Below are 13,479 nucleotides of genomic sequence, written 5' to 3' on the forward strand. Positions count from 1 at the left end.
TGGGATGAACGGCTATCTCGTCACATTCCATTCGTAGAATGAACACGAGTCGCGCATGCGCAAGCACAGAAAGGTTAAGGGCTCACAGTGGCAAACGAGAACGAAACCCCCATCCGTGTCGGACTTCTGGGCGCCGGCACCGTCGGATCGCAGACCGCCCGTCTGATCGTCGAGCAGAAGGACGAACTGACCGCACGCATCGGTCGACCGATCGAACTGACCGGCGTCGCCTGCCTTGATCCGGCGGAAACCGACCCCTTCCCGTGGATCGACAAGTCGATCGTCACCACTGACACCATGTCCGTGGCCACCAACAGCGATATCGTGATCGAACTCATCGGCGGCACCGGTGTCGCCCGCAAGTTCGTGCTCGCGGCCATCGAATCCGGCGCATCCGTCGTCACCGCCAACAAGGCGCTGCTCGCCAAGTACGGTCCGGAACTGTACGCCGCCGCGGAAGCCAAGGGCGTCGACATCTACTTCGAAGCCGCCGTGGGCGGCGCGATCCCGTTCCTCCGCCCGCTGCGCGAATCCCTCGTCGGCGACAAGGTGACCAGCATGCTGGGCATCGTCAACGGCACCACCAACTACATTCTCGACGAGATGACCACCAAGGGCCTCGACTTCGACGACGTGCTCAAGGACGCGCAGGCCAAGGGGTACGCCGAAGCCGATCCGACCGGCGACATCGAAGGCTATGACGCCGCCAATAAGGCCGCCATCATGGCCACGCTCGGCTTCCACACTTCCGTCACCATCGACGACGTTTCCGTCGAAGGCATCACCAAGATCACCGCCGACGATATCGCCGCGGCCACCGCCGAGCACAAGGTCATCAAGCTGCTCGCCGTCGTGGAGAACGGCGATGAGGGCGTGTCCGCCCGCGTCTACCCGGCGCTCATCCCCGAAAGCCACCCGCTGGCCAGCGTGCACGGCTCCTTCAACGCCGTGTTCGTCAAGGCCGAAGCCGCCGACGACCTTATGTTCTATGGCCGTGGCGCCGGTGGTGCTCCGACCGCTTCCGCAGTGGTCGGCGACGTGGTCACCGTGGCCCGTCACATCGCGGCCGGTTGCACCGGCCCGTCCATCCCGCTGTACAAGGATCTGAAGAAGGCCCCGATCGAGGCTTCCAAGGCCGCGTTCGCCGTGCGCTTCCTCATCCACGACAAGCCGGGCGTGCTGGCCGCCATCGCGGCCGAGTTCGCCAAGCGCGGTGTGTCCATCAACGGCGTGAATCAGGATCTCAAGCCTTCCGTCACCGATCCGGGCTATGACGGCGAAATCCAGCAGCTGCGCCTCGTCACCCATCTGACCGACGAAGTGACGCTGCGCGAAACCGTCGAAGCCGTGCAGGGCCTCGACTTCGTCGCCGGCGAACCGTCCATCCTGCGAGTGCTCGACTGATGAAGCCGGTCTGCAATCGCGTTCATGTGAGCGTCCCGGCGACCAGCGCGAATCTGGGATCCGGATTCGACACCGTCGGCCTGGCGCTCGACTATCATGACGAGCTCGTCTTCACGCTGAACGAGGATCCCTCGGACGGCGTCGCGCATGTCATCATCCACGGCGAGGGCGAGGACACGCTGCCGCGTGACGAAACGCATCTCGTGGTGTCCACGTTCCGCCGCGCCTGCGCCACGTTCGGCCTGGGCAATCTCGGGTTCACGCTCGAAGCGACGAACAACATCCCGCAGGCGCGTGGCATGGGTTCCTCCGCGGAAGCCATCGTCGCGGGCATCGCCGCGGCCGCCGCGTTCGCGCAGGAGGGTGAGCTGAACCGCGCCGCCATCTTCGATATGGCCGCGCATTACGAGGGTCACCCGGATAATGTCGCGCCGGCCGTGTTCGGCGGGCTCACGGTGAGCTGGGATTTCGAGATGCCCGAAGACGTCGGATCCGTTCCGGTTCCCGGTGGCGAACCGCTGCACGGCGGGTTCCATACGGTCAACTATCCGGTCGATTCGGAGGTGACCGCCGCCGTGTTCGTGCCGGATTACGAACTGTCCACGGAGAAGGCGCGCGAAGCGCTGCCGAAGGAAGTCGCCTACCGCGACGCGGTGTATAACGTGTCGCGCGTCGGCCTGCTGCCGGCGGCGATGAACCCGGTCGATGGCGTGGAACCGAACGCGTTGATGTATGTGGCCACGCAGGACAAGCTGCATCAGCAGTATCGTGCGCCGCTCATGCAGCCGTCCACCGATCTGATCGCACTATTCCGTTCGCACGGGTATGCTGCAGCCGTTTCCGGCGCAGGTCCGTGCGTGCTGGTGCTGCATTACGGCGACGCTCGTGAGGCCATCGACGAGGTGGCCGCCGAACAGCTCGCCTCCGGCCATTGGCGGGTGCTGCACCTGCCGATCAACACCAAGGGTGTTGAAGTGGAACGCAGCTGAATCGCTTCCTCAAGGGTCTTCGCTCATGACGAGCGAAGACCCCTGTTCGTTTCCGCTGCTGTGTCGCTGCTGTTTTTGGACGCTGCGTTTTTTACCGTTGTGCCTGCGCCTAAACCGTTATCTGGGCATCGACGATGCGTGCGCTATGCTGTGCTCAGACAGCAGATTCCGGTGATACCGCAATCGCGCAACGATGAAGAGGAGTTCGAAGTATGGCCATTCCGCTGATTCTGGCATCCAAATCCCTGCCGCGCCGCAACGTGCTGAACGCGGCGGGCGTATGCCCCACGATCCGCGTATCGCATGTGGACGAACCGGCCGCGTTGGAGGCTGCCGCGGCGCAGGCGGGCGTCACCGTCGACGATCTGCCCATCCGCGACCGCGTGGCCATCCTCGCCGAAGCGAAAGCCCAGGCCGTGCATCAGGCGTACCGCAATGTCGCCGCCACCGCGGACAACGCCAGCGGCGAATGCGTCGTCGGCTACCCGCTGAAGGCCACCGGTCAGGAGAATCAGAAGGCACCCGCCGATTCCGCAACGGAAACCGGCAAGCCGATCGACTATTCCACCGCCCACGTCGCCACCACCCGCGACTTCTCCGGCGTGGCCATCCCGTTCGACGTCCAGCCCATCAACGTGTTCACCGCCAGCCGACCGGGCCTGGTACACAGCACCGTCGGCCCGCTGATCCTCGGCTGCGATTCCATGTTCCTGCTGGACGGCGAATGCTACGGCAAGCCGCACAGCGTCGAAGCGGCGCGCGAACGGCTCAGGCATATGAGCGGCGCCACCGGCGAACTGTGGACCGGCCATTGCCTCATCGATTTCGCCACCGGGCGTGTGGTGCGCGACGCCAGCCGTGCCGTCGTGCATTTCTCGTCGTTCAGCGATGACGACATCGAACGTTACATCGCCACCGGTGAACCGCTGGAAGTGGCCGGATCGTTCACGTTGGAAGGGTTCGGCGGCGCGTTCATCGACGGTATCGAAGGCGATCCGAGCGGCATCATCGGATTGAGCCTGCCGCTCGTGCGCCAGCTCACCGCACGTCTCGGCATCGCATGGCCCGACCTGTGGAACGTGCGTTCCGAACTCGCACCCACCGAGAACAAGGCCGAAGGTTCCGGCCATGCCGGCATCGAACCGCCGAAGGAGAACGTGCACCAGCCGGGCGACGGTTGGATCGACTGCGATTGCGGCCGCAAGCATTGGGGTGTGAACGGCGCGTCCGGCGTGTTGCTGGCCAGGCGCGATGAGGCGACCGGCAAGGTGACGCATGTGGTCATGCAGCACCGCGCGGTCTGGTCGGCCGAAGGCGGCACCTGGGGCATTCCGGGAGGTGCGACCGCCCAAGGTGAAACCCCGATCGAGGGTGCGCTGCGCGAAAGCTACGAGGAGGCGAACATCACGCCGGAGGATATCGACGTGGTCGGCTCGTATTGCGAGGATCACGGCCCGTGGGCGTACACCACGGTGTTCGCGTTCGAAAAGCCCGGGCATAGCGTCGAACCGAAGGCGAACGACGATGAAAGCATGGAGATCGCGTGGGTGCCGATCGAACAGGTGGGCGAGTTGAAGCTGCTCACCGCCATGCGCACCGACTGGCCGCGCTTCGCGGCTCGGCTCGACGAACTCGCCGCAGCCCACCGCTGACGCGCGTCGCCGAACGTGTGATTCTTCGTCGTCTGCGCCGTGTTCGCGGCGGCGACGGGGGTATCAAGGGCCACGTGCCTTCTCCTATCTGAGGGAGAAGGCGCGTGGCCTTCGCATATGACCGGCGATGGTGTGTGTGCGGGCCCGGCCCGCGCTCATTCCTTCGGATGAGGCGGCACGCGTCGAATCCTCCCCGCGCCCGATGGAGGGGAGAGCATCGGGGGCATAGCGTGTGAAGTATGAAACGGAATCAGAACGCCTACGCATCGGGCAACGCGGCGAACGATCGCACGGCGGCGCATACCCCCATTCCCGGCGGCAGGCCGGTCATCACCGCAACCAACCTCATCATGGACTATGCGGCGCAGCGCAAGGCCATGAACCGTACCGGCACGACTCCGATGGGTGCGCTCGCCAGCACCGCACCGGCGCTCAACAACGTGAGCTTCCGCCTCAACGCCGGCGAAACGGTCGCCATCATGGGCCCTTCCGGTTCCGGCAAATCCACGCTGCTGCACATCCTCGCCGGCATCGACCTGCCCACATCCGGCCAAGTCACCTACCATGCACGCAACAATTGCGCCTACGAACTCACCGACATCTCCGACCAGGACCGCACCATGCTGAGGCGCAGCGCCTTCGGCTTCGTCTTCCAATCCGGCCAGTTGCTTCCCGAACTGCCCGCCGTGGAAAACATCGCGCTGCCGCTGATGCTCGGCGGAACGGACTACTCGCAGGCCACCGATACCGCCATGCTCTGGCTGGAACGTCTCGGCCTCAAACATCTTGCCTCGCACCGCCCCGGTGAAATGAGCGGCGGCCAAATGCAGCGCGTGGCCATCGCCCGCGCACTCGCCACGAACCCCTCGGTCGTATTCGCCGACGAACCCACCGGCGCACTCGACCAGGCCACCGGGCGCGAAGTCATGGGCATACTCATGGACGCCGCACGCGCCAACGGTTCGGCCGTCATCGTCGTCACCCACGACCCGAACGTGGCCGCCTTCTGCAGCCGAAAGGTCACCATGCGCGACGGGCGACTGCTCGGAGGCGAACAATGAACACCTTCACCCTCTGGAAACTGTTCCACCGCCGTGGTACGCGCGGCATCGGCGAACGCACGTCGGCGCTCGCGGTTATCGCCTTCGCGGCGTCCACCACGATTTTCCTGACCGTGCTGGGAGGCGTGCATGGCTTCATGTGGCGTGCTTCCGCCGACCATACGCTCGGTTGTCTGATCAACTCCGCTTCCTGTGCGCCCGGCACGCATGAGGCGTGGGAACGCGCGATGAACGAGGCGAGCGCGTTCGTCGCCGCACCGGGGGAGCGGTGGACCGCCGAACGTTCCGCGGCGGTTATGGACACCTATTCCGACGGCTATGTGATGCTGGCCGCGTTCGCCTGTCTGATGCTCATCGTCCCGTTCGTTTCGCTCGCGGGCTCCGCGGCCCGCCTGGCCGCCTCCCGTAGGGATGCACGACTGTCCGCGCTCAGGCTGGCCGGCGCGACCACCGCGCAGGTGGTCAAACTGACCGCGCTCGATGCCGCGATCCAGGCACTGTTCGGCGCGGTCATAGGCATTGTCGGCTATTTCGCGGTCATGCCGCTGATCATGCTGCTGAAATTCCAGAACCGTCATTTCACGTTCGAGGAATTGTGGGTCGGTCTGCCGGTGCTCGTCGGCGTGCTCGCCGGAGTCACCGTGCTCGCGCTGGTATCGTCGCTGATCACCCTGCGCCGTGTCGCCATCACCCCGTTGGGCGTGATGAGCTGCGCCGCGCAGCCCCTACCGGCCAAATGGCGTGTACTGATCTTCCTGGCGGTGATGGCGGGGCTTTACGCGCTGCTGAGCAATGTTTCGGTGTTCGCCGGTTTGGGTGAGAACGCGGTGCTCGTGCTGGTGTTCGTCGCGTTCTTCATCGGATTCACGATGGTGAACGTGGTCGGTACGTGGGTGATCGCCAAACGGGCCAAGGCGCGCGCCCGCAGGCCGAAGGACGCGGCCACCATGATCGCCATGCGCCGTATTCTCGACAATCCGAAGCGTGCGTGGCGCAACGTGTCCGGTGTGGGGCTGGCCGTGTTCATCGCCGTCATCACGTCGATCGGCACGCTGGTGGGGCAGTCCCGTGGCGGCGATCCGCTTGATCCTTCGATGCTGTACATGCGTGACATCGGCACCGGCGGTCTGTTGACGCTCACGTTCGCCGCCGTGCTCGCGGCGGTCAGTTCCGGCGTGATGCAGGCCGGCAGTGTGTACGATCAGGCCGCCGAATACCGCATGTTGCGTCTGGAAGGCACCGATGAACGGACGCTGGCCCGGGCGCGGTTCAAGGAAGTGCTCACGCCGCTCAATACGGTGGTGCTGGTTTCGGGAGGTGGTTCGGCGCTGCTGCTGTTCCCGATCGTCGCGATGGCATTGTTCGAGCCGGTGACCCTGTTCAGCCTGTTCTCCGGCATCGCGTTGTGCTACGCGCTGATCGCCGTGGGTGCGTGGGCCGCCAATCGCGCGGCCCGCACGTTGAATACGGTGGGGTATCGCGCCGACGACTGACGCCGGTAGCGCCGGTTCCTCCGGCACGGCACCAACATGATTCCCAAGCACATGGCCGGGATGGTCCACACCATCCCGGCCATGTCGTTTTCCGCCGTGCGATCCGGTTTTCAGCTGAGCAACGCCGCGATGATCGCGATGAAAATCGGCGAAGACAACGTGGAGAACAGAATGCCGTCGCGTGCGAACGTAAGGCCCACATTGTACCGGGCCGCATAGTTGTACACGTTCTGACCGGTGGGCAGGGCCGCGAGCACCACGCACGCGTACAGCGTCGCGCCACGGAAGCCCATCACGAAGTAGCTCAGCAGGAACGCGATGATCGGCATCACGACGTTCTTCAGTACGGCCACCGTGATCGTGGCGGGAATATCCGCCTTCTCCTGCAGCGGCTTCGTGCCGTGCAGCGACATGCCGAACGCCATCAGGATCATCGGCACGGCCGAATTGCCGATCATGTTGATCGGATCGTAAATGAAGCTCGGCACCACGAACCAGCCGATCTTCGCGGAGATCGCGGAGACGACGATGCCCAGCAGCGAGCCGATGAGCAGCGGCTGATGCAACGGCTGCTTGAGGATCTCCTTGGCCGACACCTTGCCCTTGGTGGTCACGTCCAACACGGTCAGACCGATCGGCGTGAACACCGCCTGCTGCATGACCAGGATCGGCGCGACCAGCGCGGGATTGCCGAGAATATAGGTGGCGATCGGCAGGCCGATGTTATTGGAATTCAAATACAGCGAGTTCAACGCGCCGATGGTGGCGTCCGCCGGCTTCATGTGGAAGAAGGCCTTGTTGAGCAGCAGGAACACGATGCCCACCAGAACCGCGGAGAAGAACGCCACGATGATCGACGAATGGAAGATCGCGAAGATCTTCTCCTTCGACAGGATCGCGAACATCAGGCACGGGCTGGACACGAAGAAGCTGAACCTGTTCAGCACCATCTGCGCGGTCGGCCCTCCGATACGCATACGTGCGGCCACATAGCCGGTTCCGATGACGATGCCGATGACGCAGAAACCTTCCATCGCGCTCAACAGACCCGGCATAGCGTGCTCCTCTCTCTTTGAAACAACCCCAGTGTGGCACGGCTGGAATACCGCAAGCCGTTTTATCTCAAAACGGCGTCCAGCCGCCATGGCCGTATCGCCCTTGGCGGATAATGAGACGCATGAGTGAATACGAGATTGGATTCGACGCGGCTCTCGGCAAGCGTGAGGCGCTGAACACCCTTATGGACCAGATCATGAACGTCTACTCCGTCAGCGACGAGGAGGGGGCGCTCGCCGACGCGGTCGAGAAGTTCCTGAGGCGGCAGCCGCATCTGACGGTCCGCAGGCATGGCGATACGCTGGTCGCCTCCACCGGGTTTGGCAGGGAGCATCGCGTGATTCTCGCCGGGCATCTCGACACCGTGCCGGTGATCGACAATTTCCCGCCGAAATGGCTGGAACCTGGTGATCCGCTGATTCGCGAGGATGTCGCCAAGGCGCATCCGGGCGAGCGTGTGATCTGGGGGAGGGGCGCCACCGATATGAAGGGCTCCGACGCGGTGATGCTGTATTTGGCCGCGACGCTTACGGATCCCAAGGTCGATTTGACGTTCGTGTTCTACGACCATGAGGAGGTCGCGGCGGAGAAGAACGGTTTGCGTAAGGTGGTCGAAGCGCATCCGGATTGGATTTCCGGCGATTTCGCGATCATCGGCGAACCGACCGACTGCGGTATCGAAGGCGGTTGCAACGGCACGATGCGCTTCGACGTGGTGCTGCACGGTGTGGCCGCGCATTCCGCCCGCGCCTGGATGGGCCACAACGCCATCCACGATGCGGCCGAAGTGCTTAACCGTCTCAACGCGTATGAGAACAAGTGCATCGAAGTGGATGGCCTGGAGTACCAGGAGGGTCTGAACGCGACGCTGATCTCCGGAGGCAACGGCACGAACGTGATCCCCGATTGGTGCCGTATCCATGTGAACTACCGTTTCGCGCCGGATAAGACGCTGCCTGAGGCGAAGGCGCTGATGATGGGTGCCGACGCCGGTGCCGAACTGGGCAACGGCGAGCATAAGGCCACGGGCGGCGTGTTCGAGGGCTTCGGTATCGAGATGAAGGACGAGTCGCCTTCCGCTAGGCCTGGCCTGGATTCCCCGCTGGCCGCTTCGCTGGCCAGGCTGGTCAAGGAGCGCACCGGCCGCGATCCGCTGGCCAAGCTCGGCTGGACCGATGTGGCACGTTTCGCGATTCTGGGTATCCCGGCGGTGAATCTCGGCGCGGGCAGTCCGCTGCTGGCGCATAAGCATGACGAGCAGCTGCCGGAATCCGATCTGGTGCTGATGGCCGATCTGCTGGAGGATTGGCTGAAGTAGCCTGGGCGCGGGTGTATTCGGCGGGCCGGTGTCGAATCGATGCCAATTGGTACCGATCGATGCCGTCTGCATGCCGTCCGCATAACCATCCGCATAACCATCCGAATGTGGGCCGACCTCCGCGGTGTGCGGGGATCGGCCCGCGTCATGCGCGGTTGGGATGGCCGTCGATTCTCGTCGAACCCGCAAACGGATTGATTGTTGAATGAATTGATTGTTGAACTGTCGGGCTTTCCGATGGGTATGCCATACTGCGGTTCCGTTTCCGACACGGCACGTCGCAAGGTGTGGCATACTGGAGTGTGGTGGTTCTGCAAACCACCTACGTGCCAGATGGCGTTGATCCCCTTGCACTTGGACCGTGTTCCCGTGCAAGCGACGGTGTCCGCCACTGGGCAGACAGACTTTGACTGGATTGCTTCGTTGTAGCAACTGATGCGCGGCCACGGTGAGAGCGTGGTGTGAGAGACTGCGAAGCCCGAGAGCCGACGCGATGCAGCGCGTCTGCAAGGAGCATTGTGCCCATTGTGAACAAGGGTGAGCTCGGAGAAACCGACGCTCAGCGTAATGAATCACCCGTAACCCCCGCACGTCGCCGCCGTGGAGGCAGGCGCGTGGTACGCGACACCGGCGCAGCCGGCGTCTCGCTGAAACTTCAGGTGGAGGATCACTCCGCCCCGCTGTTCGAAGAACCCAAGATCGATGCCCCCGCACCCGTCGAAGAGGTCGAAGAGCAGCCGGTCCGCCGCACCCGTCGCCGCCGCGCCATCGCGGAAACCGTGGAACTTCCGGAGCCGAAAGCCGAGGAAACCAGCCGTTCCCGCCGTCGCAGCCGTTCCGTGGCCGCCGATGACGACGTCGACGAACGCGCACAGGCGCTCGCCGAAGAGCTGTTCTCCTCCTCAACCCACACGTCCCGTGGCACCGCGCCGCGTCCGATGACATCGCTGCTGTTCCAGGAGCCGGTGATTCCGGTCGGCAACACCGCCGACGATGACCGCGATTCCCGCGACGACCGCGATGACCGCGATGATGATCGCGAGGAGCGCCCCACCCGCCGTCGCCGCCGCAATCGCGGCGAAGCCCGCGACGACCGCGGCAACGACGATGCCCGCGCCTCCCGCACGAGCCGTGATGATGATCGTGACGATGAGCGCGACAGCCGCAGCCGTAACGATCGCAATGACCGTGACGATCGCGACAGCCGTAATGACCGTGACAACCGTGACAACCGCAGCGAAGACGACGAGCGCGAAGGCACCTCGTCGCGTCGCGGCCGCAACCGCAGGCTGAACGCGCAGGAACGTCGCGCCGCCGCCGAAGTCGAGCAGATCGAGGAGGACCTCGAACTCGACGACATCAACTACCGTCCGATCGACGAGGAGGAAAGCTCCGAGGAGGAGCGTCCCACCCGCCGTCGCCGTCGCCGCCGCAACAAGGGAGAGCAGAACAGCGAGGAATCCCGTACCGAGCGTGACAGCCGCGAGGCCCATGACGAACGCGACGAGCACGAAACCCGCTCCGACCGTGACCGCGAGGATGAAGGCGAAACCGTCACCCGTCGCCGTCGTCGCCGCCGCAACAAGGGCGAGCAGAGCGGCGAGGACGAGCAGCTGACCCGTCGCTCCCGCAAGCAGCAGTACATCGACGAGATCACCGACGTGGAAGGCTCCACGCGACTCGAAGCGAAGAAGCAGCGCCGCCGCGACAACCGCCGCGAACGCAGCCGCCAGTCGCAGATCATGGAACAGGACTTCCTCGCACGCCGCGAAAACGTCGAACGCTTCATGGTGGTGCGCGAAAAGGAGAAGCACACCCAGATCTCCGTGGTGGAAGACAACGTGCTCGTCGAGCATTACGTCTCCGACATCCAGGAAGTGCAGACGGTCGGCAACATCTATCTCGGCCGCGTGCAGAACGTGCTGCCGAGCATGGAAGCCGCGTTCGTCGACATCGGCCAGGCCCGCAACGGCGTGCTGTACGCCGGCGAGGTGAACTGGGACGCCACCCGTCTCGAAGGCCAGCCGCGCAGGATCGAACTCGCGTTCAAGAGCGGCGATCCGGTGCTCGTGCAGGTCACCAAGGATCCGATCGGCCACAAGGGCGCACGTCTGACCTCGCAGGTCACGCTCGCCGGCCGTTTCCTGGTGCTCGTGCCCTCCGGTGGCATGACCGGCGTGAGCCGCAAGCTGAGCGAACGCGAACGCAGCCGTCTGAAGAACATCGTGTCGAAGGTCGCCCCGAAGGATATGGGCGTGATCATCCGCACCGCCGCCGAAGGCGCTTCCGAGGACGCGATCGTCAAGGATCTGGAAAGCCTCGTGCGCCAGTGGGAGCGCATCAACGCCAAGCGCGAGGAGTTCTGGCACGGCAAGCGCCCGAAGCTGCTGCAGGGGGAGCCTGACGTGGCCATCCGCGTGGTGCGCGACATCTTCAACGACGACTTCAACAAGCTCATCGTCGAAGGCGATAAGGTCTACGACCGTATCGAGGAATACCTCGACACCATGGCCCCCGACCTGAAGGCGAAGCTGGAGAAGTGGGATCCGGCCGAGCATGAAGGCAAGGACGTGTTCGACAAGTGGCAGATCGACTCCCAGCTGCGTAAGGGCATGGAACGTCAGGTCTACCTGCCGTCCGGCGGCTCGATCGTCATCGACCGTACCGAAGCCATGACCACCATCGACGTGAACACCGGCCGTTTCATCGGCCGCGGCAAGTCGCTGGAAGAGACCGTGACGCGCTGCAACCTGGAAGCGTCCGAGGAGATCGCACGTCAGCTGCGCCTGCGCGATATCGGCGGCATGGTGATGATCGACTACGTCGACATGGTGATGCCTGCGAACCGCGATCTGGTGCTGCGCCGACTGGTCGAATGCCTCGCCCGCGACCGCACCAAGCATCAGGTGGCCGAGGTCACGTCGCTGGGCTTGGTACAGATGACCCGCAAGCGCATCGGCCAGGGTCTGGTCGAAGCGTTCTCCGAGGAATGCCCGACCTGCAAGGGCCGTGGTTTCATCCTGCACGACAAGCCCACCGTGAGCGCCGAATACGACGATCCGTACGCGATGCGCGGCGGCGACCCGTTCGTCAAGACGAACAAGCATGGTCATGGCACCACGCCGGCTCCCGAACCGCAAGGTTCCTCGCCGGCGGTCAAGGCCAAGCTCGCGCAGATCGCCGCGGCCGCCGTGGCCGCGAACAACGCGGAACAGGATGAGGACTGAAATCCTCGCCTATTCCGGGCGTCCGTGCGTGTCGCGCTTGACACGACTTGCGTTAGTCCAAGTACCCGTGTAAATTAGTTTGCTGGTGTCTGGCCGTGGGCTCAGTGTTGTCCAAGCTGCCAGGCAAGGAAGCTTTCCCAAGAAAATACAAAGGAACGATTATGTACGCGATTGTGAAGGCCGGTGGCCATCAGGAAAAGGTCGAGGTCGGTGACGTCATCCTTGTCAACCGTCTCGACGCCAAGAAGGGCGATACCGTGGAGTTCCCGGTTGCGCTCGTAGTCGATGGCGCCAAGGTGACTCTGGCTGCCGCCGATCTGGCCAAGGTTTCCGTCAAGGCTGAGGTTGTTGATGACGAGGCCAAGGGTCCGAAAATCAACATCCAGAAGTACAAGAACAAGACTGGCGTTGCTCGTCGCAAGGGCCACCGTCAGCCGCTGACCGCCGTCAAGATCACGGCGATCGCCTGAGATTTGGCAGTAGCTTAATCAGAGTCGAAAGGAACCAATCATGGCACATAAGAAGGGCGCGTCCAGCTCGCGCAACGGTCGCGATTCATCGCCTCAGTACCTCGGTGTTAAGAAGTTCGGTGGCGAGGCTGTCGTCGCCGGCAACATCATCGTTCGCCAGCGTGGCACCAACTTCCACCCGGGCCAGAACGTCGGCATGGGCAAGGATCACACCCTGTTCGCTCTCACCGACGGCTCCGTGAAGTTCGGCGTCCGTCGTGACCGCAAGGTCGTCGACGTCATCGCCGCCTGAGATACGCGATACGCTTAAAGGTAAAGCCGCGCCCTATGGACGCGGCTTTTTCCATATGCGCATCCCCATACTTCCCATACTTTGCCCGGGCGAGGCTGGCGGCACAGGCCGATCGGATCGCGGCAGGCAGACCTGAACGAAGGCAACAACAATGAGTGATTTTGTGGATCGAGTGACCGTCCATGTCAAGGGCGGTGACGGCGGCAACGGTTCCGCGGGCATCCGTCGCGAGAAGTACAAGCCGTTGGCCGGACCGAACGGCGGCAACGGCGGTGACGGCGGTTCCGTGATCTTCGAGGCCAGCCGTAACGCGACCAGCCTGCTGGATTACCGTTTCATGCCGCATCGCGTGGCGCCGGGCGGCACCATGGGTCTTGGCGACAACAAGGACGGTTCCAAGGGCGACGACCTTATTCTCCCGGTGCCGTGTGGTACGGTGATTTTCACCGCGCGCGGGCCGCAAGGCAAGCCCAAGCACCCCGGCGAGCAGCTCGCCGATCTGCGCCATGAAGGCGAT

At 63.8% G+C, this 13,479-nt stretch carries 10 protein-coding genes and 1 pseudogene; 10 read left to right on the plus strand and 1 reads right to left on the minus strand.

Going from position 1 to position 13,479, the window contains the following annotated elements; all coding sequences use genetic code 11:
* The first annotated feature begins 87 nt into the window (after window positions 1-87).
* The 5 genes from KIH75_RS03605 to KIH75_RS03625 all read left to right on the plus strand — a co-directional run bounded on the left by KIH75_RS03605 (window position 88) and on the right by KIH75_RS03625 (window position 6,599).
* On the plus strand, window positions 88-1,404 hold the full coding sequence (locus KIH75_RS03605; protein ID WP_219055435.1) for a homoserine dehydrogenase: 1,317 nt from the start codon (window positions 88-90) through the stop codon (window positions 1,402-1,404).
* Window positions 1,404-2,393: a homoserine kinase gene (thrB, locus tag KIH75_RS03610; protein ID WP_219055436.1), complete on the plus strand. Its 990-nt coding sequence runs from the start codon at window positions 1,404-1,406 to the stop codon at window positions 2,391-2,393. The genes KIH75_RS03605 and thrB overlap by 1 nt, the downstream gene beginning before the upstream one ends.
* Window positions 2,394-2,605: 212 nt before the next feature.
* Window positions 2,606-4,045, plus strand: a complete 1,440-nt coding sequence (locus tag KIH75_RS03615; protein WP_219055437.1) for a Maf family protein — start codon at window positions 2,606-2,608, stop codon at window positions 4,043-4,045.
* A 377-nt stretch (window positions 4,046-4,422) separates the two neighbouring features.
* Complete coding sequence (locus KIH75_RS03620; RefSeq protein ID WP_236028021.1) at window positions 4,423-5,106, plus strand: ABC transporter ATP-binding protein; 684 nt, start codon at window positions 4,423-4,425, stop codon at window positions 5,104-5,106.
* Complete coding sequence (locus KIH75_RS03625) at window positions 5,103-6,599, plus strand: FtsX-like permease family protein (protein ID WP_219055438.1); 1,497 nt, start codon at window positions 5,103-5,105, stop codon at window positions 6,597-6,599. The genes KIH75_RS03620 and KIH75_RS03625 overlap by 4 nt, the downstream gene beginning before the upstream one ends.
* Window positions 6,600-6,709: 110 nt before the next feature.
* Here the strand turns inward: KIH75_RS03625 and KIH75_RS03630 are convergent, their stop codons facing one another.
* Window positions 6,710-7,654: an AEC family transporter gene (locus tag KIH75_RS03630; RefSeq protein ID WP_219055439.1), complete on the minus strand. Its 945-nt coding sequence runs from the start codon at window positions 7,652-7,654 to the stop codon at window positions 6,710-6,712.
* 122 nt (window positions 7,655-7,776) lie between these two features.
* Here KIH75_RS03630 and dapE point away from each other — a divergent pair, with 122 nt between their 5' ends.
* From dapE to obgE, 5 genes and pseudogenes are all read left to right on the plus strand, one after another.
* Window positions 7,777-8,973 (plus strand): succinyl-diaminopimelate desuccinylase, encoded by a 1,197-nt coding sequence (gene dapE / locus KIH75_RS03635; RefSeq protein WP_420829169.1) that lies wholly within the window; start codon window positions 7,777-7,779, stop codon window positions 8,971-8,973.
* Window positions 8,974-9,491: 518 nt separating this feature from the next.
* Window positions 9,492-12,200: an Rne/Rng family ribonuclease gene (locus tag KIH75_RS03640; RefSeq protein ID WP_219055441.1), complete on the plus strand. Its 2,709-nt coding sequence runs from the start codon at window positions 9,492-9,494 to the stop codon at window positions 12,198-12,200.
* A 161-nt stretch (window positions 12,201-12,361) separates the two neighbouring features.
* On the plus strand, window positions 12,362-12,670 hold the full coding sequence (gene rplU / locus KIH75_RS03645; protein ID WP_003825540.1) for a 50S ribosomal protein L21: 309 nt from the start codon (window positions 12,362-12,364) through the stop codon (window positions 12,668-12,670).
* 40 nt (window positions 12,671-12,710) lie between these two features.
* Window positions 12,711-12,962, plus strand: coding sequence for a 50S ribosomal protein L27 (gene rpmA, locus KIH75_RS03650; RefSeq protein ID WP_033523466.1), 252 nt, complete (start codon window positions 12,711-12,713; stop codon window positions 12,960-12,962).
* 151 nt (window positions 12,963-13,113) lie between these two features.
* A pseudogene (gene obgE, locus KIH75_RS03655) lies at window positions 13,114-13,479 on the plus strand (GTPase ObgE); the annotation flags it as partial.

Origin of the sequence: Bifidobacterium pongonis, from assembly GCF_019331805.1 — a bacterium.
Taxonomy (GTDB): Bacteria; Actinomycetota; Actinomycetes; order Actinomycetales; family Bifidobacteriaceae; genus Bifidobacterium; species Bifidobacterium pongonis.